Annotated in this window: 26 protein-coding genes; 12 read left to right on the top strand and 14 right to left on the bottom strand. The window is 43.3% G+C overall.

The genetic code is table 11. The features are described from left to right. Window positions 1-126: 126 nt before the first annotated feature. The 8 genes from CCVT_RS08405 to CCVT_RS08370 all read left to right on the top strand — a co-directional run bounded on the left by CCVT_RS08405 (window position 127) and on the right by CCVT_RS08370 (window position 7,721). Window positions 127-912 (top strand): TOBE domain-containing protein, encoded by a 786-nt coding sequence (locus CCVT_RS08405; protein ID WP_018135943.1) that lies wholly within the window; start codon window positions 127-129, stop codon window positions 910-912. Further along, a complete protein-coding gene (gene modA / locus CCVT_RS08400) occupies window positions 913-1,668 on the top strand; it encodes a molybdate ABC transporter substrate-binding protein (RefSeq protein WP_018135944.1) in 756 nt (251 codons plus the stop codon). Next, window positions 1,665-2,063 carry a TOBE domain-containing protein gene (locus CCVT_RS08395; RefSeq protein WP_018135945.1) on the top strand — a complete coding sequence of 133 codons (399 nt, stop codon included), beginning with the start codon at window positions 1,665-1,667 and terminating at the stop codon, window positions 2,061-2,063. Before modA ends, CCVT_RS08395 begins: the two co-directional genes overlap by 4 nt. Further along, on the top strand, window positions 2,056-2,931 hold the full coding sequence (locus CCVT_RS08390; protein WP_018135946.1) for a sulfate/molybdate ABC transporter ATP-binding protein: 876 nt from the start codon (window positions 2,056-2,058) through the stop codon (window positions 2,929-2,931). Before CCVT_RS08395 ends, CCVT_RS08390 begins: the two co-directional genes overlap by 8 nt. Window positions 2,932-2,981: 50 nt before the next feature. Beyond that, on the top strand, window positions 2,982-3,647 hold the full coding sequence (modB, locus tag CCVT_RS08385; RefSeq protein ID WP_018135947.1) for a molybdate ABC transporter permease subunit: 666 nt from the start codon (window positions 2,982-2,984) through the stop codon (window positions 3,645-3,647). Window positions 3,648-3,960: 313 nt separating this feature from the next. After that, on the top strand, window positions 3,961-4,458 hold the full coding sequence (locus tag CCVT_RS08380; protein ID WP_018135948.1) for a redoxin domain-containing protein: 498 nt from the start codon (window positions 3,961-3,963) through the stop codon (window positions 4,456-4,458). A 39-nt stretch (window positions 4,459-4,497) separates the two neighbouring features. Further along, a complete protein-coding gene (locus CCVT_RS08375) occupies window positions 4,498-6,069 on the top strand; it encodes a class I SAM-dependent methyltransferase (RefSeq protein ID WP_018135949.1) in 1,572 nt (523 codons plus the stop codon). A 176-nt stretch (window positions 6,070-6,245) separates the two neighbouring features. After that, entirely contained in the window at window positions 6,246-7,721 is a 1,476-nt protein-coding gene (locus tag CCVT_RS08370; RefSeq protein WP_227898160.1) for a Na+/H+ antiporter, read from the top strand. Between the two features lie 129 nt (window positions 7,722-7,850). Here the strand turns inward: CCVT_RS08370 and CCVT_RS08365 are convergent, their stop codons facing one another. From CCVT_RS08365 to topA, 6 genes are all read right to left on the bottom strand, one after another. After that, window positions 7,851-8,663 carry a 3'(2'),5'-bisphosphate nucleotidase CysQ family protein gene (locus CCVT_RS08365; RefSeq protein ID WP_018135950.1) on the bottom strand — a complete coding sequence of 271 codons (813 nt, stop codon included), beginning with the start codon at window positions 8,661-8,663 and terminating at the stop codon, window positions 7,851-7,853. Between the two features lie 15 nt (window positions 8,664-8,678). Beyond that, window positions 8,679-9,956, bottom strand: a complete 1,278-nt coding sequence (locus tag CCVT_RS08360) for a citrate synthase (protein ID WP_018135951.1) — start codon at window positions 9,954-9,956, stop codon at window positions 8,679-8,681. A 3-nt stretch (window positions 9,957-9,959) separates the two neighbouring features. Beyond that, window positions 9,960-11,129 (bottom strand): cation:proton antiporter, encoded by a 1,170-nt coding sequence (locus CCVT_RS08355; RefSeq protein ID WP_009650930.1) that lies wholly within the window; start codon window positions 11,127-11,129, stop codon window positions 9,960-9,962. A gap of 88 nt (window positions 11,130-11,217) precedes the next feature. Further along, the gene (locus tag CCVT_RS08350) at window positions 11,218-12,096 is read right to left on the bottom strand and encodes a biotin synthase (RefSeq protein WP_227898180.1); all 879 of its coding nucleotides are present in this window, start codon (window positions 12,094-12,096) and stop codon (window positions 11,218-11,220) included. A gap of 475 nt (window positions 12,097-12,571) precedes the next feature. Continuing rightward, on the bottom strand, window positions 12,572-13,096 hold the full coding sequence (locus tag CCVT_RS08345) for a YfcE family phosphodiesterase (protein WP_018135953.1): 525 nt from the start codon (window positions 13,094-13,096) through the stop codon (window positions 12,572-12,574). Next, window positions 13,097-15,205 (bottom strand): type I DNA topoisomerase, encoded by a 2,109-nt coding sequence (gene topA, locus CCVT_RS08340; protein ID WP_018135954.1) that lies wholly within the window; start codon window positions 15,203-15,205, stop codon window positions 13,097-13,099. 189 nt (window positions 15,206-15,394) lie between these two features. On the opposite strand from topA, the gene CCVT_RS08335 reads away from it, so the two are divergent. The 4 genes from CCVT_RS08335 (at window position 15,395) to CCVT_RS08320 (ending at window position 19,691) form a co-directional block, all read left to right on the top strand. Further along, on the top strand, window positions 15,395-16,903 hold the full coding sequence (locus CCVT_RS08335) for a flagellin B (RefSeq protein WP_018135955.1): 1,509 nt from the start codon (window positions 15,395-15,397) through the stop codon (window positions 16,901-16,903). Between the two features lie 478 nt (window positions 16,904-17,381). Next, window positions 17,382-17,666 (top strand): hypothetical protein, encoded by a 285-nt coding sequence (locus tag CCVT_RS08330; RefSeq protein WP_018135956.1) that lies wholly within the window; start codon window positions 17,382-17,384, stop codon window positions 17,664-17,666. Then, a complete protein-coding gene (locus CCVT_RS08325) occupies window positions 17,659-18,378 on the top strand; it encodes an SDR family NAD(P)-dependent oxidoreductase (protein WP_018135957.1) in 720 nt (239 codons plus the stop codon). Before CCVT_RS08330 ends, CCVT_RS08325 begins: the two co-directional genes overlap by 8 nt. Window positions 18,379-18,386: 8 nt before the next feature. Then, window positions 18,387-19,691, top strand: coding sequence for an ANL family adenylate-forming protein (locus CCVT_RS08320; RefSeq protein WP_018135958.1), 1,305 nt, complete (start codon window positions 18,387-18,389; stop codon window positions 19,689-19,691). Window positions 19,692-19,829: 138 nt separating this feature from the next. Here CCVT_RS08320 and CCVT_RS08315 read toward each other — a convergent pair whose 3' ends face one another. From CCVT_RS08315 to CCVT_RS08280, 8 genes are read right to left on the bottom strand one after another with little or no spacing between them, the layout of a single operon-like run. Next, window positions 19,830-20,600: an oxidoreductase gene (locus CCVT_RS08315; protein ID WP_018135959.1), complete on the bottom strand. Its 771-nt coding sequence runs from the start codon at window positions 20,598-20,600 to the stop codon at window positions 19,830-19,832. Then, on the bottom strand, window positions 20,593-21,294 hold the full coding sequence (locus tag CCVT_RS08310) for an acylneuraminate cytidylyltransferase family protein (RefSeq protein ID WP_018135960.1): 702 nt from the start codon (window positions 21,292-21,294) through the stop codon (window positions 20,593-20,595). Before CCVT_RS08310 ends, CCVT_RS08315 begins: the two co-directional genes overlap by 8 nt. After that, complete coding sequence (locus tag CCVT_RS08305) at window positions 21,287-22,195, bottom strand: Gfo/Idh/MocA family protein (RefSeq protein ID WP_018135961.1); 909 nt, start codon at window positions 22,193-22,195, stop codon at window positions 21,287-21,289. The genes CCVT_RS08310 and CCVT_RS08305 overlap by 8 nt, the downstream gene beginning before the upstream one ends. Beyond that, entirely contained in the window at window positions 22,195-23,241 is a 1,047-nt protein-coding gene (locus CCVT_RS08300; RefSeq protein ID WP_018135962.1) for a nucleotidyltransferase family protein, read from the bottom strand. Before CCVT_RS08300 ends, CCVT_RS08305 begins: the two co-directional genes overlap by 1 nt. Beyond that, window positions 23,238-24,401 (bottom strand): UDP-N-acetylglucosamine 2-epimerase, encoded by a 1,164-nt coding sequence (gene neuC, locus CCVT_RS08295; protein ID WP_018135963.1) that lies wholly within the window; start codon window positions 24,399-24,401, stop codon window positions 23,238-23,240. Before neuC ends, CCVT_RS08300 begins: the two co-directional genes overlap by 4 nt. Beyond that, window positions 24,398-25,396 (bottom strand): N-acetylneuraminate synthase, encoded by a 999-nt coding sequence (neuB, locus tag CCVT_RS08290; protein ID WP_018135964.1) that lies wholly within the window; start codon window positions 25,394-25,396, stop codon window positions 24,398-24,400. The genes neuC and neuB overlap by 4 nt, the downstream gene beginning before the upstream one ends. A gap of 43 nt (window positions 25,397-25,439) precedes the next feature. Then, window positions 25,440-25,934, bottom strand: a complete 495-nt coding sequence (locus CCVT_RS08285; protein WP_018135965.1) for an LbetaH domain-containing protein — start codon at window positions 25,932-25,934, stop codon at window positions 25,440-25,442. Between the two features lie 15 nt (window positions 25,935-25,949). After that, window positions 25,950-26,114, bottom strand: coding sequence for a PglD-related sugar-binding protein (locus CCVT_RS08280; protein WP_018135966.1), 165 nt, complete (start codon window positions 26,112-26,114; stop codon window positions 25,950-25,952).

Below are 26,114 nucleotides of genomic sequence, written 5' to 3'. Positions count from 1 at the left end.
TTAGTCTAGATTTTATCCTTTTGAAACTTTAAAAGAATTAAAACACTTTATTTGAAATTTTAAGTAAATTAATATATAGCATGAGCTATACTTACGAAATTAAATTATTATATAGAAAGGAAAAAGGTGAAATCGGACGTAAATTTAGAGCTGTTTTTGAGCGAAGATACACAAGTTTTAGCAAAGCATATACAGCTTCTTAAAGCGGTAAAAAAGACAAAAAGCATAACCAAGGCGGCCGATTTTGTCGGCATCTCGTATAAAAATGCTTGGGACAGTCTCGATACTCTCAACAATAAAAGTCACAAGCCTCTCATAGTTCGTGCGGACGGAAACAAGAAAAATAGCGGCTCGGAGCTAAGCGAATACGGCGAAAAGATGATCGAAATTTACGATGCGATACTTGAAGCGCAGAAAGATTTTTTACAAAGGATCTGCGAGAAGGTCGATTTTAACGATGTCGATATCGTGAATTTACAGCGCATGAGCATGAATTTAAGCGCTCGCAACCAGCTATGCTGCGAGATAACGCATATAAACTCAGGTGCGGTGAATACCGAAGTCATCGCTCGCCTTAGCAACGGCAGCACTCTAAGCGCGACTATCACGGTCGAAAGCGAGAAAAGTTTAGCCCTAAAGGTCGGCAAAAAGGTCGTTTTTATATTCAAAGCCCCGGCTGTCATCCTGGTAAAAGGCGACGAGAAGCTTAATCTCAGCACGCGAAATCAGCTAAAAGGCAAGGTCATAGAGGCCAAAATAGGGGTGGTTAGCGCCGAGATAACGATGAAACTAAGCGACGAGCAGACCCTGACCGCTATAATCACAAAAGATAGCGCTATGGATATGCAAATAGGCGTCGGCGACGAGCTGACAGCGGTAGTAAAATCATCACAAATCATAATAGGAGTATAAATGAAAAAATTTCTTTCTTCGATAGTTGCGAGCATTACGCTTGCTATCAGCGCATTTGCGGGGGATATAACAGTCTATGCGGCGGCAAATACGACATACGCTTTCCCTGAGCTCATCAGCGAATTTGCCAAGGTCAGCCCGCAAACAAAGGTAAATGTGACACTTGGCGCGAGCGGCGGCCTCACTACGCAGATACAAAACGGCGCGCCTGCCGATATCTTCATGGCTGCTGACATGGGCTTTACTCAAAAGGTATATGACAGCGGATTTGCAGCAACCAAGCCGGTAATTTATGCACAAGGCGCGCTTGCGATGTTTTCTATCAGAAATATCGACTTCAAAAAAGGACTAAACGTAGTCGTGGGGCTAAAATCCATCTCGATAGCAAATCCTGAGACCGCACCTTACGGCAAGGCAAGTATCGAAGCGCTCAAAAACGCGAAATTGTTCGATAAAGTCGAAAAACATATCGTCTATGCGCAAAAAATTTCAGAGACCCTCTCTCAGGCTCTAAGTGCTGCTGATGTCGGATTTATCGCGGCTAGCGCGCTGTTTGACGAGAAAATGTCAAAATACAAAGAGGGCGTGAACTACGCATTTGTAGATCCAAAGCTCTACACTCCGATCGATCAAGGTATCGTGATAACTAAACGCGCCGAAAATAACGCGGAAGCAAAGGCATTTTACGACTTCGTTTTGGGCGATAAAGGTAGGGAAATTTTCAAAAAATTTGGCTACAACGTCCCGGCTAAATGATAAAAGCGCAAATTTTACAAATACTTGAGCGTGATGGCGTCGGTTGCTATAAATTTCAAATTTCAGATACTGACGCCGTCATCTATATGTTGGCCCTTGGCGATCACAGTCGTTTGCGCGAGGGCCTTAACGTCAGGCTAAATTTCAAAAGCTCCGATGTGATAATCGCTACTTCAAAGCTTCAAAACTGCTCGATAAGAAACGAACTTCCATGCAAAATACTTAAAATTTCAAAGGGCGAAATTTTAAGTGTTATTCATCTGAAATTCGCTCAGTTCGAGTTTGAGAGCATAATCTCCAGCCTTTCTTGCAATGAGCTGAATTTAAACGAGGGCGACAGCGTCTTTGCCTATATCAAATCGACCTGCGTCCACATAAGCGGCATCGATGATTGAAATTTCGTGCAAAAAAGAGCTCAGCGGCGCTAGCGGGAGATTCGTCCTTGATGCGAATTTACAGATAAATCGCGGTGAATTCGTCGCGCTTTACGGCAAGAGCGGCGGCGGCAAAACGACTATCTTACGCTTGCTGGCCGGCTTTGAGACGCCAGATAGCGGACGTATCAAGGTCGGCGAACGAGTCTTTTTCGACGAAAACGTAAATTTACCGGCACAAAAGCGAAATATCGGGTTTTTGTTTCAGGATTACGCCCTGTTTGAAAATATGAACTTGCTTGAAAATTTACTCTTTGCAAACAAAGACAAGCAGCTTGCGGATAAGCTTTTAGCCATGTGCGAGTTAGGCAGCTTAAAAGATGCACGTATCTCAAAGCTCTCCGGCGGTCAAAAACAGCGTGTGGCGCTCGCTCGTGCGCTGATGAGACGACCTGAAATTTTACTGCTTGACGAGCCGCTAAGTGCACTTGATAACGATATGAGAGGCAAGCTACAAGATTATTTGCAAGCGCTTCACGCCGAATTCAAGATGAGCGTAGTGCTCGTTAGTCACGATGTGGGCGAGATCTATAAGCTTTGCTCGAAAGTTTTCGTGCTTGATGGCGGTAAGGTAAGCACCGCGGCGAGCCCTGCGGAGGTGTTTTTAAAGCAGTCCGGCTCTCAAAAATTTGCATTTAACGGCAAAATTTTAGAGATAAAACGCTGCGACGCGATATTTGTAGCGCTTGTGCTCGTGGGCCAGCAGCTTTGCGAGATAGTGCTAAGCTGCGACGAAGCGGCCGGGCTAAAGGCGGGCGATATCGTCACCGTGAGCGCAAAGGCCTTTAATGTAAATTTGCAAAAGATAGAGGGCGAAAATGCACGCTAGATCGGACGTAAATTTAAATGGGATTTACCCACAAACGATGCGAGCGAGCCATGTTTGATATAGATTTCTCGCCGTTTTATCTATCTTTAAAGCTCTCTTTGGTTTCAAGCGCCATACTCTTTTTCGTAGTGCTTGCTTTGGCTTATGCGATGTCGCGCAGGGATTTTTGGGGCAAGCCCGTCATCGAGGCCGTAATCTCTTTGCCACTCGTGCTGCCACCTAGCGTTTTAGGCTTTTATCTGCTCATATTTCTTTCGCCTTATTCGCCGATCGGTAAATTTTTCGAGAGCGTGTTTGACATCAGGCTCGTTTTTAACTTCACGGGACTGGTCGTAGCAAGCTGCATATATTCGCTTCCTTTTATGTTTCAGCCTGTCTATGCGGGGCTAAATAGCCTCAGTAAGAGCTTGTTTGAGGCTAGTTATTCGCTTGGCAAGGGTAAATTCGAGACGCTTTTTCGCGTGATCTTGCCAAATATCAAGCCAAGCTTGCTGACGGCGATCGTCGTTAGTTTTGCGCATACGATGGGGGAATTTGGCGTCGTGTTGATGATAGGCGGAAGTGTCGCCGGCGAGACGAAGGTCGCTAGTATCGCGATATTCGAGGCGGTCGAGATGCTTGATTATACAAAGGCGCACGTATATGCCGCCTTGATGCTTGCTATCAGCTTTGGCGTGCTGTTTTTGGTATATTTTTTTAATACCAAGAGCAAGTGAGCTAAATTTATCGGATGAAATTTCAAGGTTTCGTTCCAGCGTAGTCAAATCTTATGAAGCGACACTATTTTGCTTCGCAACTGCAAGCAGACGTCGCCGATTTTGAGGGAAGCGGTAGTTGACCGCTGTCTGCTCGCAGTTGCAAGACGAAGTCGAAGCAAAAAATCGTGCTACACGTTCGGCACTTTGTGGAGCAAGTAAGATTTGCGAAGCATTCGTTTAAATATAATACTTTGTTGAAATATAGCTGAATATAATTAAATTTAAATGTTATAATGCGCTTAAGATTTCATTAAAATTTTAAAGGATCGATATGATCAAAATTCCTACGAGCATACATTTAAAGGGTCTAAAGGGCGAGGATTTCGACTTTTCGGCGTTTGCCAGGACGCATGATTGCGTCGTATTTTTGTATCCTAAGATGGGCGAGAGCGGCAAATTTTTAAGCGAACAGCTCAAAAACACCGAGGGCATGACCGGCTGCACCGTGCAAGCGGGCGAATACAAAAGACTGATGAGCGAATTTAACGAGCTTGGCTTTATGGTCGTGGCTATCGGGACGCAAGATCTTGCGGAGCAGATAAAATTCAAAGAGGACACCGGCGCGCAATTCATGTTCTTAAACGACGCTGATTTCGCCCTTGAGCGTGCGCTGGAGCTTCCCGTGTTTTCAAGCGGGGACGGCAAGAAATTTTATTTTCGCCAGACTCTCATCATAAAAGGCGGCAAGATCGTGCGCGCAGATCTGGTGCTAAAGCCGCAAGACGATGCTAAAAATACACTCGAGCTCATAAAAAACAGGGCGTTTTAGTCTAAATTTACCAACCAAAGCGAAATTTAAAGGACGAAGATGAGCGACATACAAAACGACATAAAAAGATCATACGATGAGCTTACTTACACCTCTAGCGCCTTCCCGCAGTGCTCGCCTCTGAGGCTGGAGGCGTGCGCGGCGCTGCTTGGCATCGAGCCCGCATCCAGTCAAAACGCTAGGATCTTAGAGATAGGATGTAGCTTTGGCGGCAACCTCATACCATTTGCCCTGCATAATCCAAACGCAAAGCTAGTCGGCGTCGATCTAAGCGGCGAGCAAATAAAGCGCGGGCGCGAAATTTTAGGCGAGATCGGTATAAAAAATTTAACCCTCGTGCAAAAAGATATCTGCAAATTTAGCGCAGCTGATGTCGGAGTGCAGAAATTTGACTACATCATCGCTCACGGCGTTTATAGCTGGGTACCGGACTTCGTCAAAGAGGCGATCCTGCGCGTCATAAAAGAAAATTTAAGCCAAAACGGCGTGGCTTTCATCTCGTATAACACCTATCCTGGCTGGAAGATGAAGGATATCTTGCGCGATTTGATGTATCTGGCATCCAAAGATGAGCAAAGTGCGCAGGGTAGGCTAAAGGCCGCCAAAGAGGCGCTTAAAATTTACGAGAAATACCTGCAAGATAAGGTGCAGAGCGGTAAAATAGACAAAGAGACACCTGTATCCTCGCTTTTAAAGTGGATCGATAACATAAAAGCTCAAAAGGATCATTATATCCTGCACGAATACCTCGAGCATGTGAATGATCCTTTTTATTTTAAGGATTTTGCTGGCGACCTTGATAAAAACGGACTTGCCTATCTTTGCGAGAGCGATCTGTCGGATATATTTAGGCCTGATCTTGGCGCTAGCGATATCGATACGTATAAAAACGAGAAATTTAAAGACAGGATAGAGTCCGAGCAGCTTTTGGACTTTCTTACAAACAGAGCGTTTAGACAAAGCCTCATCGTACATAAGGACGCCTACGCCAAGGTCGCCGATAAGCAGATCGGACCAAGCGACGTAAATAAGCTTCATATCATAATAAATTTCAAAAAAGAGGATGGCTCTTGGCTAAATGCTGACGATCAATATATGCCAGAAAACATCGACTGGCTGTGCGAAGTCTTTCACAAAATGTATCCTGCTAGTATAAATTTGTCTCAAATTTTAGAGCTTTTGCCCGAGCAGAAGCTAAATGTATATCTGGCGTTTGTAAAACTACTCTCTGTAAACGATAATGTCGCACTGGCCGTGAAGGAATTTAAAAATATCGAGTATGAGCCGGGCAGATCGAGACTAAAGCCTTATGTGGCGGATTATTTGAGGTATTTTTTAAATCACGAAAAGCCCGATATCGCCTTTGCCAGCGAGCTAAATTTTAATGAAAACATCAAAAATACGGACTATCTCATCGGGCTTGAATTTGACGGTAAAAATTCTCTCGAGCAGATAGGTTTGATGTTTGCGGAGTATGTAAAGAAAAATAAGATGAGAATTTATGACAACGACAAGGAGATAAAGGGCGAGAAGATAAACAAATACGCCCTCGGGCTCGTAAAAGAGACCGCAAAGCTGTTTAGTGCGTTGTTTCTTTTTGAGGAGATTTGATTTGTTTTGCAGCACGATTAGACGCGCGGTCAGCTACCACTTATCTTGTTCGTAGCGAAGTTTTGACTATGCTAAGAATTCTACGAATTTTGACCCCACGCAGGTGAGCTGCCGTAAGATAAACCGCCCGTAAGCCTCATTTTGTTATACTCGCACATTTAAATTTAGGATAAAAAATGACCGAAAAATTCTTGCTATTTCTTGGACTGCTCGCGCTGATCGTAGCTCTAATGATGCTCGCAAACCGCCTAAAGATCGCCTATCCGATACTTTTAGTCCTTGGCGGGCTGGCGATTAGCTTCGTGCCAAATTTACCACACGTCCGCATCGATCCTCAGCTCATTTTCATCGTATTTTTGCCTCCATTGCTTTACGAAGCCGCGTGGGCGGTATCGTTTAAGGAGTTTTGGAAGTGGAGGCGCATGATCGGCGGCTTTGCTTTCGTCGTGGTTTTCATCACCGCTGCTGCCGTTGCACTCGTCGCAAACTGGCTGATACCGGGCTTTTCGCTCGCACTTGGCTTTTTGCTGGGTGCCATCGTCTCGCCGCCTGATGCTGTGAGCGCGGCTGTGATATTGAAATTCGTCAAAGTGCCAAAGCGCGTCTCGGCGATACTGGAGGGCGAGAGTCTGCTAAATGACGCCTCCTCACTCATCATCTTTCGCTTTGCGGCGGTCGCGGTCACGACGGGGCAGTTTGTCTGGTACGAGGCGGTGGGCAGTTTTATCTGGATGATCGCAGGAGGCGTGGGAGCGGGGCTTGCAGTGGCATTTATCGTTTGCAGGCTGCATAAAATTTTGCCTTTTGATGCAAATATGGATACGATCCTAACGCTCATGACGCCTTATGCGATGTATATTTTGGCCGAGGAGATCCACTCCTCGGGCGTGCTCGCGGTGGTCACCGGAGGGCTATATCTCTCGACGAAGCGAAACGAGATGTTTGACGCTACCACGCGCACTCACGCCGTGCCCGTGTGGCGAAATTTCATCTTCATCTTAAACGGTCTTGTGTTTGCGCTCATAGGGCTTGACTTGCCGCAAATTTTAGAAGGGCTGCAAAGAGAGGGCGTCTCGCTCATCACCGCGACCGGCTACGGACTGCTCGTGACGGCGGTGCTCATCGTCGTGCGTATCTTCGCCTCTTACGGCGCAGCGATAGTTACCTTGATAATGAAAAATTTCATCGAGGTCGCCGACGATAAATACCCCGGCAACGGCGCACCGCTCGTGATCGGCTGGGCTGGCATGCGCGGTGTCGTGTCTCTGGCGTCTGCTTTGTCGATACCGATAATGGCTGGTACGCAGGCGTTTCCGCACCGCGATCTCATACTTTTCATCACCTTTGTGGCGATCTTGATGACGCTTGTGGTGCAGGGACTCACGCTTTCACTACTCATTAAAAAAGCGAAAATGCCTGAATTTGACGATCATATGCCCGCCACGCAGGCGGAGACGCTAATACGAAAGACACTAGCGCAAGCGTCGCTAAATTTTATGCAAAGCCACTTTAAAAATGACGAGAGCTTTTTACTTCAACTGCGAAAAAAGGCGTGGAGCTTTCAGGTTTCAGCCGATAGCTGCGGTATCACTGCGGACGCGAAAGAGAGGTATTTTGCTATCCTAAGCGAGCAACGCCGCGTGCTAGCGTAGCTAAACAAAGATCCGCGCATCGATGAGGAGCTGATACGTAGATTTTTGTATCAGATCGACCTTGAAGAGGAGAAATGGCGGCTTTCAGACAGGCATGAGTGATCGAAATTGGCGGTCGAGCCGATTTGCCTAAATTTTATCCTCGCAAAGGTCTAAGATAGGCTCTAAAAGCACTAAATTTTCGCGGCTTAGGGCTATGAAATGAGGACTGGCGAGCGTTTTTATGTCGTATCTTGGCGGTAGATGCGTGTTAGTGTCCACGACCGCCCCGCCGCTAAAGCAGACTATCGCGTCGCCTGCGGCATTGTCCCAAAGGCAGCTGGGGCTAAATCTCGCATAAACGCCGCCGCTTCCCTCCGCCAGGCGGCAAAATTTTATCGCAGAGCCTATTTTAGCATGATTTAGACTGAGTTTTGCAGCGATAGCTTTTGCTTTTAGGCTTTTGCTCCTATGACTTAGAAGGATGAAATTTTTGCCGTTTTGCCTGCTTTGGCGTAGATTTGTTTTGGTTAAAATTTGACCTCTTGCGTCCAAAATTTCCTTAAAAGCTCCGCCCGCGCTCGCGTAAAAAAGCTCGTTCGTGTGGGGGATGAATATCACGCCAAGGGTAGGGCGTTGGTTTTCTATCAAGGCGATACAAACGCAAAATTCTCCGTTTTTGGCGATGAATTCTTTCGTGCCGTCAAGCGGGTCTACTAGCCAGAACCGCTCTAAATTTTCGCAGCTTTTAGGCTCTAAAATTTTCTCCTCCGAGCAAACGGGCAGGCCGCTTTGGCTTAAAATTTTGATGATAGCCTCGTTTGCGGCCAGATCGGCGCTAGTGAGCGGTGAGCGGTCGGCCTTTAGCGTGAGCGTGAAATTCTCATAATGCCTTTTTATCTGCTCGCCGGCAGCCAGTGCGGCGACCTTGGCAAGGGCTAGTAGATCATCTATGCTTTTCAAAATTTAAGATGCTTCCTATTGTTTTGGTGTGCGGTTGGTTTCCCCAACATACAGCTGGCGAGGGCGCACGATCTTGATGCTGCCTTGCTCTTTTAGCTCGATCCACTGGCTGATCCAGCCCGGCGTGCGGCCGATGACGAAGATCACGGCGAACATATCGTTTGGTATGCCAAGGGCTTTTAAGATGAGTCCCGAGTGAAAATCGACGTTCGGATAGAGGTTGCGACTGACGAAATACTCGTCATTTAGCGCGATCTCCTCGATGCGATTGGCAATCGCGATGAGTTCGGAGTTGATACCGATCTCGCTAACTAGCTGGTCGCGCATCTTTTTTAGCACCTTCGCGCGCGGGTCGAAATTTTTATACACGCGGTGTCCAAAGCCAAGCAGCCTAAACGGATCGTTCTTGTCCTTGGCGCGAGCGATGTATTTATCGACGTTTGCGACCGAGCCGATCTCTTCTAGCTGGCGGATGACGCCCTCGTTCGCTCCGCCATGCGCCCAGCCCCACAGCGCGCCGATGCCAGCAGAGATGCACGCATACGGGTGTGCGTGTGTCGAGCCCACGGTGCGCACGGTCGTGGTGGAGGCGTTTTGCTCGTGATCGGCGTGCAGCATGAAGACGGTGTCAAGCGCCTTGACTTCGATAGGCTTAAGATCGACATGCTCGTAAGGGTAGCTGCGCATCATGTAGAGAAAATTTTCGGTAAAGCCACGGTCTAAATTTGGATAGATGATCGGTAGTCCGCGTGAAAAGCGGTAGTAAAACGCCGCGATAGTCGGGATCTTTGCGATGATTCGCATCGCCATCTCGTGGTATTCTTCTGGCTTGTCCATATTGAGATGATCGAAATAAAACGCCGAGAGCGCCGAGACTGCCGCTTGCAAGATCGCCATAGGGTGGGCTTTGTCAGGGAATGCGTCAAAAATTTTAAGCATACCCTCGTGGATGAAACTGCGCTTTTTGAGTTCGAGCTTAAAGGCGTCGTATTGGGCTTTGTTTGGCAGCTCGCGGTTTAAAAGCAGATACGCCACGTCCAAAAAGGTCTTATTCTCGGCGAGATAGGCGATGTCGTAGCCCCGATACATCAGTTCGCCTTTTAGCCCGTCGATGTAGGTGATAGACGAGCGGCACATCGCAGTCGAGGTGTAGCCGCGGTCAAAGGTGAACATCCCTGTGTCGCTAAAAAACGTCGAGATGTCGATCACATCGGGTCCCATCGTGCCTTTTAATATCGGGAATTCGTAGCTTTTACCCGTTCTGTTGTCCGTGAGTGTCGCGGTTTCGCGCATCGTTTATCCTTTCGTTTGGCTTTTAAGGCTCATTAAAATTTTGATTGCTATCGTTGATATTATAGCTTGCATAAGGCTTGCTAGGATGAAAGAGGTGTAAGAATTTTCGCTTATCTCGCCCGTTTTGTGTGCTATCGTAGCAACGGCGATGAGAAGTGTCAGCGGCATCGACTGAGAAAGTGCGTAAAGCACGATACCTTTAAATTTAAGCAAATTTAAAAATACCACGCTCGCAACGAGCCTGCAGCCAAGCATCGCGGCAAATATGAACGCCGCTTGCTCGAGCACGTCAGGCGAGGATAAATTTGCAAGCTTGAAGGTCGAGCCGATATGCACAAAAAAGGTCGGCACCAAAAAGCCAAAGCCAAAGCTGGCTAGCTTGTGCGGCAGGTCTTTTTTGTGATCAAAAAACGTCGCGATGAACATACCTGCGATAAACGCACCAAACGCCACCTCTAAATTTAGATATATCATGAGTGCGACCATGGCGAAAAATACGGCGATACTAAGGCGGATATCCTTTTCGTCCTTGTCATAGTGAGGCATCAGCACGACCTTAAGGCTTGGATACCACCAAAATATGACGTTTAAAAGCTTAAAGCCAAGCACACTAAGTGCTAAAAACGCGACTAGATAGGTGATAGTAAGCCACAGCTTCACGCCAGCGCCAAACTGCAAATAAGCCGCCGCAAACGTCAAAAGCATGATACTTATGAGCTCGCCGATAGTGGCGATCAGCATGCTTAAATTTAGCCACTCTTGCTGCTTGCCATACTCTTTAAACAGCGTAAATATCATGCCTACAGCCATTATCGGTATGATGATGATATAAAGCGTACTAAGATCTAAACTAAAGGTCAGCACAGCTGCTAGCAGGTAGATGAGCGCCAGATAGATGCAGCCTAGCCTTAAAATTTTGCGGTCGATGTTTATCAGCATCCTTAGATCTATCTCCATGCCCGCTAAAAACATCAAAAAGAAAAAGCCTACCTCGCTAATGAGCCCGAAAATTTCGTTTTCGCCTATGACGCCGATGTAGCCTGCGAGCGCGCCTAGCATTATCTCGACCGGAGCTACTTGCACGCGCAATATCCTGGAGATATAAGGCGATGCGAAAATGATGAAAGCTAAGGTGACAAGTATGCTAAGCTCGCTTGCGACGTTGGTTTGCAAATGTATCCTTTTTGAAATTTTTTGATTATATAAAAAGCTTGGTTACGATTTGATTAATGCTCCGTCGCTCGCATAGCCATGTTAAATACTAATGGCATTTGCTGGCAAATTCAAATCCCATTTGCTTAAATTTAGCGATATCTTTGCAGCTTTCCTCGCCCTTTGTCGTGAGGTAGTCGCCTATCACGACCGCGCTTACGCCGTGATCAAAAATTTCGTATTGACGCTCGCCAAGCACGGCCTCGCGTCCGCCTGCGATCATTATGCGCGCATTTGGCAGGGCTAGCGCGGTATCGTCTACGATCTTTAGCGCCTCATCTACGCTTAGCCTTGGTGTATCGATCTTGAGCGCGGGATTGGCGATGAAAAAATTTATCGGACTGGAAAATGGAGCTAACTCTTTTAGACTGGCGCGAAAGCTAGCGCGATCGGCCTCACTCTCGCCGATGCCGTAGATACCGCCACAGCAAAGCTGTAGCCCTGCAGCCTTGGCGTCTAAATTCGTCTGCCAGCGCTCGTCCCAGCTGTGTGTGGTGCAGATTTTCGGGAAAAATTCCCGCGAGGTTTCTAGGTTATGGTTGTAGCTAAAAACGCCCGCATTTTTGAGCTCTTTTAGCTGATCTAGGCTTGCCATACCGTTGCAAGCTATAAGCATAAGCTCTGGCACCTCTTTACTGACGGCTCTTGCTATGCGAGCGACTTGCTCGGTCTTTTGATCATCGAGCCTCGCTCCGCTAGTCACCAGGCAAAAGCCCAAAGCGTGGTTTGCGTATGCTTTTTTAGCCTCACTTACGACTTGATCCGGAGTTTTTAGCTTATAGCGCTTGATGTCGGCCTTGGTGCCAGCACTTTGCGTGCAGTAATGGCAATCCTCCGAGCAGTTGCCCGCACTCAAAGATGATATGGCGCATAGCATTATGGTTTTCATTGAAATTTCCTTTTTATTTGATTTTCTTAATCGCTCTATTATAATAAACTATTGACACTTGCTTCGCAACTGCAAGCAGACCGCGGTCAGCCTGTGGCTTCTCTGCTCGTAGCGCAGTCTCGTCACGAGCGATAGCGAAGTGAAAAATCGGCGGCGATAAGCTCGCTAACAAGGTTTTACTCGAATGCTGTTCGCATTCTCCTGCTTTAAAAACTGAAAATCAATGAAATATTTTAACAGAGCCTTCTTAAATTTTACCAGGTTCGTCTAAAGCAAAATTTATTAGGTTTTTTTAAAATTCTAGCTTCTGCTTTGCAAATAAGATGAGCAAAAGGCAGAGTACTTAACGTTTAACACGTTTTGCTCGCAGTTGCAAAGCAAAAAATCGTGCTACAATTCGGCGCTTTGTAGAGCTAGCAAGATTTTTGCTTCACTCCTTTCGCAACTGCAAAGCAGAAGCGAAGCGCTCGTTTAAGAAATCAACACTATACTAAAATTCTCTCGTCCGTAAAATTTAAACACTCTCTATCTTTATCGTTTCTTTGTGCCACCGGCTCTCGTTTGGCGATCTGCTAAACCTTGCGGCGATAAATTCCTGATTTTCGTAGACTAGTAGCATGAAGCTGAATTTACCGAATTTCCGTCCGCAAATTTCACCCGGATTTACAAAAAGCTTGCCGTCTTTCATGATCGCGCCAAAGCTATGCGTATGACCGAAAACTACGACATTAGCATCGATATTTAGAAATTTTGGATGATGCATGAGGGCGATTTTGATATCCATAAATTTAAACTCATAAGGCTCGTCAAAAAGTTCGAATTCGCCCTTAAATTTCGCAAGCTCGTCATCGTTGTTGCCAAGCACGGCGCGATACTCCAGCCCGCTTTCACGCAGAGCCAAAAGTGTATCAAGCTCCACGATATCTCCGGCGTGAAGCAGTATCTGCGCCCTCTCGCGCTTTAAAATTTCGATCGCTTCGCGCGCGACGTCAGGCTTAAAATGACTATCCGAGATCAGTCCAAGCTTAAGAACGCTCAATCAGTTTTCGCCTATCTGGACTTTGTGCTTGCATTTGGTGCACTCTAAAAACGTCCCTTTTTTGAGCTCTTTTTTGACCATCATCGACCCGCATTCGCTACATTTATGCTCGGTCGGCTCGTAGTTGCTGATGAAGTCGCACTTTGGATAGTTGGCGCAGCCGTAAAATTTCCCTCGCCTGCTAAACCTTTCCACGATGACGCCGCCGCACTTTGGACATGGCACGTCTAGCTTTACCAGCTCTTTTTTGGCTTTTGGCTCGGCTGTTTGCGCGCCTGCGTCGCTTGCCTCGCTTGCGATGTTGCGTGAGTATTTACACTTCGGGAAATTGCTACATGCGATGAATTCGCCGTATCTACCCTTTCTTTTTACCAGCTCGCCGCCACATTGAGGGCATTTCTCACCGATCGGAGTGGCGACTTTGAGGCTTTTGATGCCCGTTTTGCCTTCTGAAATTTTATCCATGAAAGGATAGTAAAATTCGCTCAGTACCTTTTGCCAGTCGGCCTTGTCCTCGGCGATGAGGTCGAGCTTCTCTTCAAGATGTGAGGTAAATTCGCTATCTACGATATCATTAAAATGCTCCTCCAAAACGCCTATCATGCTAAAGGCGACGTCGTTTGGTATGAGCTGCTTTTTCTCGACCCTGACGTATTCGCGAGAGGTCAGTAGTGAGATCGTAGGGGCGTAGGTGCTAGGACGTCCTATGCCAAGGCTTTCTAGCTTTTTGACAAGTCCGGCCTCCGAGTAGCGAGCAGGCGGCTCGGTGAAATGCTGGCTTTCTTTGATGCTTTCAAGCTTCATCTCATCGCCTACATTTAGATTTGGTAAAATTTTATCCTTATCCATATCTCCATAAACGCGGTAAAAGCCGTCAAATAGCACCTTTCTGCCGCTTATCTTAAACTCGCCATTATCGCTTACGACGAATAAATTTTGCGTTTGGCTCACGCATGCGCTCATCTGACATGCTAAAAATCTATTGTATATCAAAGTATAAAGGCGCAGCTCGTCTTTTTGTAGAAATTTCGCCGCGATCTCGGGCGTGAAATTTAGATTTGTCGGGCGTATGGCCTCGTGCGCTTCTTGCGCGCCTTTTGAGCTAGTGGCGTAGTGCACGGCTTTTGGCGGCAGATAGTCTTTGCCAAACTCGCTTTTTATCAGCTCGCGCGCGGCCTCGATAGCCTCTTTGGCTAAATTTAGACTGTCCGTTCTCATATACGTTATCGCGCCCATGAAGCCCTCGTGCGTCTGCACGCCCTCATAAAGCGTTTGAGCCAGCATCATCGTCTTTTTAGGGCTAAAGCCTAGGCGGTTTGAGGCGCTTTGTTGAAGCGTAGAGGTCATAAATGGCGGGCTTGGCTGGATCTTTCTATCCTTGCTCTCTATCTCGCGGACGCTAAATTTCTCGTTTTTTAGGGCGTCTACGATGTATTTGGCGCGATCGGCGTTCGTGATAGTGAGCTTTTCTATCTTTTTGCCTTCAAATTTTATCAGCTCGGCGTCAAGATCGGTCTTAAATTTCGTATCGATACTGTAATACTCGACCGGTTTAAACGCCCTGATCTCGCGCTCACGATCGACGATGATCTTGAGTGCGGCACTTTGCACGCGTCCTGCGCTTAGGCCCTTTTGTATCTTTAAATTTAAAAGGGGGCTTAGCTTGTAGCCTACGATACGATCGAGCAATCTACGCGCTTGCTGCGCATTTACGCTGTTCATATCGATCTTTCGCGGATGTTTTAAGGCATTGTCGATGGCGGTCTTTGTTATCTCGTGAAAGACTATGCGAGGCAGCGCGGAGACCTCTTTACCGATAGCATTTGCGATGTGAAATGCTATCGCCTCGCCCTCTCTATCCTCATCGGTCGCGAGGTAAATTTCGTTTGCACCCTTGGCGAGCTCTTTTATCTCTTTTACTATCTTTGAATGATCCAGGCTCACGCGGTATTCTGGCGTGAATTTCTCATCCTCGATCTTTATGCCAAAGCTGGTTTTGGGCAGGTCTCTTATGTGCCCTTTAGATGCGATGACATCGTAGTTTTTACTTAGGAAATTTTTTATAGTTCGTGCTTTTGCAGGCGACTCTACAATGATTAGATCTTTCATCCGTAGCCTTTTAAAATTTTTGGCGTAATTGTAACAAAAAAATCTGATATTACAATAATGAAAAGGAAAATTTAGGGTAGTCATAAAATTTTTAAAATTTTTTCTTTTTAGCTCTAAAGTTTTTTTGAAAGCTTCCGATATAGTTTTTGTGCGACAAGAAGTCGTAACTAAAAACTAAAAGGATTTAAAATGAGTTTTCGTATTAACACTAACGTAAACGCCCTCAACACACACGCTAACGCAGTTAGCAACAACACTGACCTATCAAAGTCTCTAAACAAACTTTCTTCAGGTCTTCGTATCCAAACAGCCGCTGATGACGCATCTGGTCTATCTATCGCTGATAGCCTTCGCTCACAAGCAAGCGCTCTTGGTCAAGCTATCGCAAATGGTAACGACGCTATCGGTATCATCCAAGTAGCTGACAAGGCTATGGACGAGCAGCTTAAAATTCTTGACACTATCAAAGTTAAAGCTACTCAATCAGCCCAAGACGGACAAACTACTCAATCACGTCAAGCACTTCAAGCTGACATCGTTCGCTTGATGGAGGAGCTTGATAACATCGGTAACACTACGTCTTTCAATGGACAACAACTCCTAAACGGAACATTCTCTAACAAAGAATTCCAAATCGGTGCTTACTCAAACCAAACAGTTAAAGCAAGTATTGGTGCGACTACATCTGATAAGATCGGTCTGACAAGATTTGAGAGCTCAAAGCTTTTAACGGCTATGGGTGATGTAAATCTTAAATTCTTAAACGTAGATGGCGTAAATGATGTCGGCGTTACAGGTGCTACTATCTCAACAGGTATCGGTAAAGGTATTGGTGCTTTAGCTGAAAATATCAACAAAGTAGCTGATAAAACCGGTGTTCGCGCTACTTATGATGTAACATGGAAAGCTGAAGGTGCTATAGCTGGCGGACAAATAAAGAGCCTTACCATCAACGGCGTAAAGATCGGTGATCTTGAAGTCAAAGCAAACGACAGCAACGGCGCTTTGGTAAATGCTATCAACTCTGTAAAAGATCAAACAGGTGTAGAGGCCTCTGTCGATGCAGAAAGCGGTAAAATGGTGCTTACTAGCCGTGATGGTCGGGCTATACAAGTAACGGGTGATAAAATAAGCTTAGGTCTTGGTGGCAAAGGTAAAGCTGCTGGTGGCTCATCATTAACAGCGGGCTTTGTCGGTAGATTGAACCTAGTTCGCCTTGACGGACGCGATATCAAAATGGTAGGCGGCGGTAATACAAAACTTTCGATAGCATTCTCTGTCAATGGCGGCGCGCAACAATCAGTATCTCTAAGAGATGTTCGCGGTCAAATAGATAAAAATCTAGCTACCGCTATGGGCTTCCAAAGAATGAGTAAAGCCCTTTCTGTTAATCAATCAGCAGGTGTCATGACACTACGCGGCGCTATGGCGGTAATGAGTATAGCTGAGTCAGCTCAAAAAACACTTGATCTAGTTCGCTCTGACCTTGGTTCTGTTCAAAATCAGCTCCAAGCAACAGTAAATAACATAACTGTTACTCAAGTTAACGTAAAATCAGCAGAATCTCAAATCAGAGACGTTGACTTCGCTAGCGAGTCAGCAAACTTCTCTAAGCATAATATCCTAGCTCAATCAGGTGCTTATGCTATGAGCCAAGCAAACAGCGTTCAACAAAACGTCTTGAAACTACTTCAATAATTTAGTTAGTGCATTGCGGGTTGGCGGGCTTTCCGCCCCTTACGCAAAGGTGTTAAACTCAGGGCTAAGGTCGGCGAAAGTCACCTTAGCCTTTTTTATTTCTACGAAATTCCTCTTGTTTTGTCTATTGAAATTTATATATAAAACAGTTAACAAGCATGTAGGTTTGTAACTTTTTACGTCCGTATCCGCGCGATTCGCTACTTTGGTTTGTCTAGAGCTTGGCGATAATGAATACCTTATTTTTTGCAGTGTTGAAATTTAGGATTTTAATTTATTTTCTTTTGCTTTAAATTTGGCTGATTTTAGCGTAAGTTTTATTATTATTAGCTACAATGCTTTAAATCGATATGAGGAAGGTGTAGGCTTTTAGATGACGAGACGCTTCAAATTTTACTCATCAGAAATAAAAGATAAAAATAATGCAAAATATTTTAAAAATTTCAAAGAATTTTGATATTAAAGTAAAGGAGTGAAAATGCAAAATTTACAAGAGTTGATCATGTCCACACTGAGGCAAACTTGCGAAGATTACGATATAAAATTTAGCGACATAAACGAGGATACTAAGATATTTGGTAGCGATGCACTGCTTGATTCTTTGGGACTTGTAGTGTTTATCAGTGAACTTGAAGACAAGATCTCATCAAATTTAAACAAAGATATCGTCATAGCTAATGAAAAAGCGATGAGTATGCGCGTGTCACCTTTTAGAGATGTAAAAAGCCTTGAAAAATTTATCAAAGAGATGTTGGATGAGTAGAGTCGTTATGATAACCGGCACGAGCAAAGGTATCGGCAAAGAGCTTTGCTCGCATTATCTTGAAAAAGGCTTTGTGGTTGCAGGATGCTCACACGGACAAAGCGGGATAAAGGATGAAAACTATCGTCATTTTAGCCTTGATATCGGCGACGAGAGTGCAGTCGTGGATATGGTAAGAGCCGTGAAGCGAGAATTTGACGGTATAGATGTGTTGATAAATAACGCAGGCATCGCATCGATGAATCATATCCTGACGACACCAACTTCAAGTATGGATAGGGTTTTAGATACAAATTTAAAAGGAACATTCTTATTTTTGCGAGAAGTTGCGAAAGTGATGAGTCTAAAGGCAAAATCAGCAAAACAAAATCACTTTCGTATCGTAAATTTTTCTACTATCGCAGCTCCTTTAAATTTAGAAGGTGAGGCGGTATACGCAGCTAGTAAAGCGGCCATAGAGAGTATCACGAAAGTGAGTGCAAAGGAGCTCGCTAGCTTTGGCATAACAGTAAATGCCATCGCCCCAACACCGATCAAAACAGATCTCATCAAAGCCGTTCCAGAAAATAAGATAAATGAGCTTTTGCAAAAGCAGGCTATAAAAAGATTTGGTGAATTTGATGATGTGAAAAATGTCATCGACTTTTTCATTGATGAAAAGAGCGATTTCGTGACCGCACAAATCATATATCTTGGCGGTATCACCAACTAGGAGATAAGATGAGTGATAAAATTTTAGAATTTGGGCAAAAGCAGGCTATCGTTTATGACGGTATCACTTATACTTATAGCCAGCTTCATGATAAGATAAAAGAGCTCAAAGGCGGAATTTTAAAATGTATAAAAAATAAGGTCGTAGCTATTTTGGGAGATTATAGCTTTTTAAGTATCGCATCATTTTTTGCGCTTTATGAAAACCATAATATTATCGTGCCTATAACGAATACTGTAAAAGAAGAGATACAGAGTCGCTTGGATGAAGCATTTTGCGAATTTAGTATAGCACCTGATGATGGGCTTAGGCTAGTAAATTTAGAGTGCAATGAAACTCATGAAATGATAGAAAAATTAAAGCGAGAAAACCACGCGGGACTGGTGCTGTTTTCAAGTGGTAGTACTGGTAAACCAAAGGCAATGGTGCATGACCTTGATATTTTGATGAGACACTATGATGGTAAAAGGCAAAAGAGTCTCAATATGCTTGTGTTTTTGATGTTTGATCATATTGGCGGTATAAATACGCTTTTAAACATCTTGTCGATAGGCTCGACCGCCATCATAGCAAGGAATAGAGATCCAGACGAAATTTGCAAGCTTTTGCAAGATCATAGAATAATGATTTTACCAAGCTCGCCGACATTTTTAAATTTGATACTTATGAGCGGTGCGCACAAAAGATATGATCTGAGTGCACTTCGGATGATCACTTATGGCACAGAAACGATGAGTGAGAGCTTGCTAGAACGGTTAAAGACCCAGTTTCCTAAGGTCAAATTCCTACAAACATTTGGTACGAGTGAAACTGGTATCGCAAGTACCAGCTCAAAAGATTCTACCTTTATGAAAATAGATGATAAAGACCTCGAATACAAAATCGTAGATAACGAGCTCTGGCTACGCTCGAAAACGCAGATAGTGGGCTACTTGAATGCTCCTATGGATAGTTTTACTGATGATGGTTGGTTTAAGACTGGCGATCTGGTACAGCTTGGAGAAGATGGGGGTATAAAAATAATAGGGCGTTCAAAAGAGGTCATAAATGTCGGTGGACAAAAGGTACTCCCATCTGAGGTGGAAAGTGTGATATTTGAGCTTGATGCCGTAAAAGACGTGATGGTATCGGCAGAAAAATCCACGATAATCGGACAAATGGTCGTCGCAAAAATCGTTTTGAATAAAGAAATTTCAAAATCTGAAATCTTGAGACATTGTATATCAAAACTCGATAAATTCAAAGTTCCTGCAAAGATAGAATTCGTAGATGAGATAAAATTTAATCCAAGATTTAAAAAGCAAAGGCTTTGAAATTTAGCTTTAGGCTTTATTTATAAAATAAAAATATCGATAATTTAATAGGACTAAAAAATCCAAATTCTTGACCTGCTCCAAATCAATAAAATTTGTTACTCTTACAGAGACTAAGTAGTGAAAGTCACCTAAATTCTATAAACAAAATCCGTCATCTACTATGATATTTTGACCATTTACGTATAAACTAGCATTGCTCAATAAAAATATCAACGCACCCGTTAAGTCGCACGGGTCAAGCATGCCCTTGTTTAGGCATTGAGCTTTATAATTTTTTAGAAAAATTTCATTTTGATGATCGAATATCCCGCCCGGGCTTATGGCATTTACTCTGATATTTTGACCTTTGAAATATTTTGCCATGTATTTTGTAAGATGGATAAGACCTGATTTTATCGCGGCATATTCGACCGGCATAGTCATCGGCGTATCGTCATAAACTTCAAATTTCGGTGCGATGACTCCGTAGATCGAGCTTATGTTTATGATGTTGCCGTATTTTTGAGTCTGGAAAAATTTAGCGAAATGCTTCGAGCTTAAAAAATATCCGCCTAAATTTAAGCCTAAATTTTCAACGAAATCATCAAATTTCACATCGAAAAAATGTCTGCCGTAGTTTTTGTTCCTAGGATAGGCTGAATTTACAAGAGCGTCTATCTTGCCGTATTTCTTGCTGATATGCTCAATGCACGCTTCAAGAGAGTCGGCTGAGGTTATGTCAAGCTTTATGAAGTCTATGCTCGCGCTACCTGGCTCTTTTTGTAAATTTTGCTTGGTTTGCAGTCCTATGTTTTCATCTATATCGGCTATTATCGCAGTTGCGCCGTTTTTAGCTATGGCTTTTATGAATTCCTTTCCTATGAGACCTGCGCCTCCGCTTACGAGTACTACTTTATCTTTAAGCATTTCTTTCCTTTAAGATGGATTCTACGAATTTAAAATCAAGCTCGCTATCGATGTCGATAGAGCGCTCCTCCAGCATGATATAAAGTCCGGTTTTAGGCAAAAATATAGAATTTTCATTTAGTAAAATTTCACGCTTCCAGATATAAATCGACGCGTTCATATCGTAAGTCTTTGGTGCGTCTTGCCTTCTTAGGACTGGGTTTTGAAGCTGTTTTGACAGTCTGACTTCGCCGTTTTGGCTGATCTCAACGAGATTAAAATAAGGACTTCTTCTACTTGGCATAGCCGTTATCAGATTGTCATTATCGTTTGCGATAAATTGCTCGAACGCGTTTTTGATGTCGCTAACGTCACGAAGTGGAGCAGTTGCGTCAAGGTCGATCTCGTAGTCAAATTTTTGATTATAATGCGCTTCGCTTCTTTTAAAAGCGTCTTTTATCACGTCTAGTTTGCCTGCCGTATCGCTTGCCATCGCAGTATCTCGCTTGAAAAATACCTCAGCACCAAATTTGACTGCAATATCAGCTATCAAGTCGCTATCGGTGCTCACGACGATATGGCGAAATAAATTTGAAGCGAGAGCTTGCTCAATTGTGTATGCGATGAGCGGTTTGCCGCAAAGCTCTTTTATATTTTTACCTTTTACGCCCTTGCTGCCGCCTCTTGCACATATCGTGCATAAAATTTCACTCATTGTTTTGCCTTTGAATTTTAAAAATAGTTTCCATCGTTTCTAGCCCTTCGTTAAATTTGCATATAAATTTTTGCTCTTTAAAAATATCCTCGTGCATCTTTACAAAAAGCTCATTTCGCTGTAAATTTGGCGTCTGAAATATCTCCTCGCTATCGAATTTATCTTTTTTTACCAGTTTGTTCGCTATAAAATCAAGCCTGAAAGTAGAATTTTCACACTCTACCAAAAGCTCGCGACGAGAAATTTTGCTTATGTAATCGATGCTTATATTTACGATAGCGCCGCTTTGGTTTTTGCCTAAAATGACGCACAGATCGTCGCTTGTTATCTCAAGGTCTGAAATTTTACCTTTAAAGCTTTTTATCCGGTTTAGCTTCCCGCCAAGCCACGTCGTGTAGTCTATCTCGTGGCTTAGATCAAGTAGCACTCCGCCGCCTTTGAGTTTATCTGCGCTGTAAGATAGCTTGTAGTCGTCGTTTCGCCAAGTCGGCAGATACTGCCCGCAGCTTGCGTTTATAAATAAAATTTTCTCATTTGCCAAAAGCTCTTTTAGCTTTTGTAAAAGCGGATGAAAACGCAATACATAGCCTACGAAAATTTTATTATTTTGCGGGGTAAATTTATGTGCCGTTTCAAAAAGCGGCTTTTCACAAAATATGATCTTGCCTTTTACTCTTTCGTCTAAAAATTTTAAATTTTCAAGATGTAAAAAAGTAGGTGTCGCGATGATGAAATAACCAAACTGAGATAAATTTGGCACACTTTGAAGGTTTTTATAACAAATTTTATCCCTGACTTCTTGGCTTGTGACCAACGAAACAGACGATATGAAGTCTAAATTTTCTAAGACCTCGCAGTGTCTTTTGCCGATCGAGCCATAACCTACAACCAAAGCTTTCATCAAAATATCTTTGCGTATTCTTCGTTTGCCTTTTGATACTCTTCGATCCTGCCTATATCGATCCAGTATTCGTGAAGTGGGAAAGAGATCGTGTTTTTGCCGCTTTTTATCAGGGCGTCAAAGAGCATTGGCATATCGTAGTATTCGTCTTTTGGGATGAGGTTTAAAATATCTGGTGAGAGCATATAGATGCCGGCACTCACAAAAAATTTGTGGATAGGTTTTTCGGTGATGGATGTGATTTTGTTGTCATTTACTTTTACTACGCCATAAGGCACTTGATAGTCATACTCTCTCACGCACATCGTGGCTGTGGCGTCATTTGCTAGATGATAGTTTAGGATGTGCTCAAAATTTACATTAGTAAGAAGATCGCCGTTCATCACGAAAAATGGCTCGCTAGGGGTCTTTTTAAGCAGGCTTAGCGCACCGGCTGTGCCCATTCTTTTTGATTCTAAGATGTATTCTATATTTACGCCAAATTTGCCCCCATCTCCAAAATAGTTTTGAATGACCTTGGCATTGAAATTTACGCACATTTTTATATCTGTGTAACCATACTCGGCGAATCTCTCCACTATCGTTTGAAGTATCGGCTTATCACCTACTTTTAGCATCGGCTTTGGAGTATTTTCAGTCAGTGGGCGAAGCCTGGTGCCAAGCCCGCCTACCATCAAAACGACTGCGTTTGGCTTTGTAGTCGGCATCAAGATATTTTCTATCTCTTGGATGCCTACTAGCACGCCGTTTTCATCGACTACCGGGATTTTGTGGAGCTTTTTTGCGAGGGCTAGTTTTAAAATTTCATCTTTCGTATCGCCGATGTTGGCAACGGTCGGGTTTTTAAAGACGATGCTTTCTATCTTACTGTTTAGATCAAGCCCGCTAAGCAGACCGCGCCTTATATCGCCGTCGGTTATTGTGCCTATTAGTTTGTCATCTTTATCTACGACCAGCGCGATTTGCAAAGCACCGTTTTGTATGATTTGTAGCGCTTGCTTTATGGTCGAGTTTATATCAAGCTTGACTTTGTCGATAGTTTTCATGAAATTCCCTTTATATCGTAAAATTTCTTTTTTAAAATGCCGTCTAAATTTATCTCTTTTAAAATTTTTACTATTTTACTGCTCGTGTTGCCGTTCTCGTAAGGATTTGATATGCTTTTTAAATTTTTTTGAAACTCTTTTGAGTAGGCTTTTTTGAAAGCTTTTAAAATTTCATTTTTTATAGGCTCGCACTCTATCACGCTATTTGCTTTTATGCGCCCCTTTTGTCTGTCACCTATGTCTATCGTCGCTTTTTTGAAGCTTGGGGCTTCCATGATGCCGCTTGAGCTATTCCCCACTACGACATCTACAAATTTTAAAGCATTTAAATATCCAGTTTGCCCCATAGATGTGAATGCGACGGATCTATCGGCATTTTTTTTGACGTAATCGTCTATCATCTTGTTTATTATCCTGCCGTCCGTATCGGAGTTTGCCTTTGTAAAAATGATATTTGTATCTTTTAGTTCGTTTATCGCGCTTAAAATTTCGTCAAATTGAGCTTTCGCGGTAGCATTTTCGAGTGTGACCGGATGAAATGTGACGATGATATTTTTTTTATTTAGTTTGAAATTTATAAATTTTTCAAATTCATCACGTGACATAAAATTTAGCTTTTTTATATTTTCTACACCAAGTGCGCCGACATTGAATACAAATTTTGGGTTTTCGCCAAGCTGGATGACTCGGTTTTTATATTCGTCTGCCGATACGAAATGAATATGACTCATCTTTGTGATGCTGTGGCGTATAGACTCGTCAAACGCTCCTTGCGTCGTCTCTCCGCCGTAAAGATGAGCGATAGGTATCTGCGCTATCATCGCAGCACTCGCAGCAGCAAAAATTTCATACCTATCGCCAAGAAGCACTACTATGTCAGGCTTTAACTCGTCATAAGCATCGCTAAATCCTATTTGTGCTAGCCCCATAGATTTTGAAATTCCGACTGCGGTATCTGAGCTTAAAAGCATCTCTATTTTTTTATCTATCTTAAAATCTTTTTGGATTTCTTTATAAGTAAGCCCAAATTCAGGGCTTAGGTGCATGCCCGTGACGATCAGTTGAAGTTTTAGATTTGCCTCTTCTTGCACGGCTTTTAAAAGCGGATGAAGCAGTCCGTATTCAGCCCTTGTCCCTGTTACGACGCAAATTTTTCTCATATCAGTTCATCTTCTTTGTAGTCTTTTTGTGCTCTTTGTCCTATAACTTCGTCCCACCGCATAGGGCTTATGCCACTTCCAGGGCGTTTTACGGCGAGATTTTTTTCGCTAAAAATTTCACCTTTTTTTATAGGTGAGTTTGCGACTATCGATTTTCTTGCTATCTTGATATTTTCACTCTCGCTTTTGCTTGCTTTTTTTATACCGTCGCCAAGCGCAAGTTCTATGTTTCGTATCGCCTTTACCATGCTGATTAGCTCATTTGGCTCAAGGCTTGCTTTGTGATCGGGTCCTGACATCGTTTTATCAAGAGTGAAATGCTTTTCTATTATCGTTGCTCCCATGGCGACTGCGGCGATAGGCACCTCGATACCAAGCGTATGATCGCTATATCCAACCAGTAGCTTAAAGGCTTCTTGCATGGTTTTCATAGCGTTTAAATTTACGTCTTGCATCGGTGTAGGATACTGGGTATTTGCGTGAAGCAAGCTGATATTTTGCCGTTTCGTACCGTTTGAAATCAAGACATTTATAGCTTGTTCTATCTCTGCTAAATTTGCCATACCTGTGGATAAGATAATATTTTTATCAAGCTTTGCGATCTGCTTTAGATAGGGTAAATTTGTAATCTCTCCGCTTGGGATTTTAAATATTTTTAACCCAAGTTTATCCAAAAGTTTGATGCTTTCACTATCAAACGGTGTTGATAAAAACGTGATATTTTTTTTATCGCAATATGCCAAAAGCTCTTCGTGCGCCCTTTGGTTTAGTTCAAGCTTTTTTATCATCTCAAACTGGGTTTCGTTCGTGTCAGTCGTCTTTTTTTGATACTCGGCTTTATCGGCATTTTTTGAGATACAAAGCTCGGTTTTAAATGTCTGAAATTTTACCGCATCCACGCCGGCTTTTACGGCGATGTCTATGAGCTTTTTGGCTAGTTCGATGCTTCCATTGTGATTAACTCCGGCTTCTGCGATTATAAATACTTTTTTCATATTTTTATGGCTTCTAGTAAAGTATTTAAGAAAAAGAGACCCATTACATTCTCCTTTTTATATTATCTCTTGTAAATTCAATAGCTGGATTACCAAAAACTTTCATACCATCTGGTATATTTTTGGTAACGACAGAACCTGCTGCTATAACGACACTTTCTCCTATGACTAGCGGCTCATCTTTTTTGCCCTGATAGATAATAGTGCCGGTTCCCATATAAACATTATCTTTGACTATAACATTGCCATTGCATTTAACGCTGGGCGCAAAAGTTACATTATCACCTATGATACAATCATGCGCCACGTAGCTATATATATTTGCTTGAAAATTATTACCTATCTTGGCATTTGAAGTTATAGACACAAATGGACATAAAATAGCACCGTCTCCGATAATGGATGATTGTGAGATGAATGTATTTTTGTGAATAATATTTGGAAAATTTAACCCCTTACCTTTAAGATTGGTATATATACGTTTTCTAATTTTATAATCAGATATGGCTATGACAATATTATCGCCTCGCTTAAACATAAAATCTACCTCATTTCATAAATATGGTGCATCATATCCATAATATTTGTGATTTGTATCGTCTATATCAAAATACCCATCTATCTGATATCCTATATCTAAAATATACTCCGTAACTTCTGAAGCAAACCCGCCAGTACCGATTATATATAGTTTGTTTGCTTTTATATCTATCATCAT

It is taken from the genome of Campylobacter curvus (assembly GCF_013372125.1).
Classification (GTDB): Bacteria; Campylobacterota; Campylobacteria; order Campylobacterales; family Campylobacteraceae; genus Campylobacter_A; species Campylobacter_A curvus.
Note: the sequence above shows the minus strand (reverse complement) of the source record. Positions and strands in the feature narration are given on the sequence as shown.

Coding starts and splice junctions, on each gene's coding strand:
- modA (WP_018135944.1), top strand. CDS start 913: ATGAAAAAATTTCTTTCTTCGATAGTTGCGAGCATTACGCTTGCTATC.
- CCVT_RS08395 (WP_018135945.1), top strand. CDS start 1,665: ATGATAAAAGCGCAAATTTTACAAATACTTGAGCGTGATGGCGTCGGT.
- CCVT_RS08390 (WP_018135946.1), top strand. CDS start 2,056: ATGATTGAAATTTCGTGCAAAAAAGAGCTCAGCGGCGCTAGCGGGAGA.
- modB (WP_018135947.1), top strand. CDS start 2,982: ATGTTTGATATAGATTTCTCGCCGTTTTATCTATCTTTAAAGCTCTCT.
- CCVT_RS08380 (WP_018135948.1), top strand. CDS start 3,961: ATGATCAAAATTCCTACGAGCATACATTTAAAGGGTCTAAAGGGCGAG.
- CCVT_RS08375 (WP_018135949.1), top strand. CDS start 4,498: ATGAGCGACATACAAAACGACATAAAAAGATCATACGATGAGCTTACT.
- CCVT_RS08370 (WP_227898160.1), top strand. CDS start 6,246: ATGACCGAAAAATTCTTGCTATTTCTTGGACTGCTCGCGCTGATCGTA.
- CCVT_RS08360 (WP_018135951.1), bottom strand. CDS start 9,956: ATGCGCGAAACCGCGACACTCACGGACAACAGAACGGGTAAAAGCTAC.
- topA (WP_018135954.1), bottom strand. CDS start 15,205: ATGAAAGATCTAATCATTGTAGAGTCGCCTGCAAAAGCACGAACTATA.
- CCVT_RS08335 (WP_018135955.1), top strand. CDS start 15,395: ATGAGTTTTCGTATTAACACTAACGTAAACGCCCTCAACACACACGCT.
- CCVT_RS08330 (WP_018135956.1), top strand. CDS start 17,382: ATGCAAAATTTACAAGAGTTGATCATGTCCACACTGAGGCAAACTTGC.
- CCVT_RS08325 (WP_018135957.1), top strand. CDS start 17,659: ATGAGTAGAGTCGTTATGATAACCGGCACGAGCAAAGGTATCGGCAAA.
- CCVT_RS08320 (WP_018135958.1), top strand. CDS start 18,387: ATGAGTGATAAAATTTTAGAATTTGGGCAAAAGCAGGCTATCGTTTAT.
- CCVT_RS08315 (WP_018135959.1), bottom strand. CDS start 20,600: ATGCTTAAAGATAAAGTAGTACTCGTAAGCGGAGGCGCAGGTCTCATA.
- CCVT_RS08310 (WP_018135960.1), bottom strand. CDS start 21,294: ATGAGTGAAATTTTATGCACGATATGTGCAAGAGGCGGCAGCAAGGGC.
- CCVT_RS08305 (WP_018135961.1), bottom strand. CDS start 22,195: ATGAAAGCTTTGGTTGTAGGTTATGGCTCGATCGGCAAAAGACACTGC.
- CCVT_RS08300 (WP_018135962.1), bottom strand. CDS start 23,241: ATGAAAACTATCGACAAAGTCAAGCTTGATATAAACTCGACCATAAAG.
- neuC (WP_018135963.1), bottom strand. CDS start 24,401: ATGAGAAAAATTTGCGTCGTAACAGGGACAAGGGCTGAATACGGACTG.
- neuB (WP_018135964.1), bottom strand. CDS start 25,396: ATGAAAAAAGTATTTATAATCGCAGAAGCCGGAGTTAATCACAATGGA.
- CCVT_RS08285 (WP_018135965.1), bottom strand. CDS start 25,934: ATGTTTAAGCGAGGCGATAATATTGTCATAGCCATATCTGATTATAAA.
- CCVT_RS08280 (WP_018135966.1), bottom strand. CDS start 26,114: ATGATGATAGATATAAAAGCAAACAAACTATATATAATCGGTACTGGC.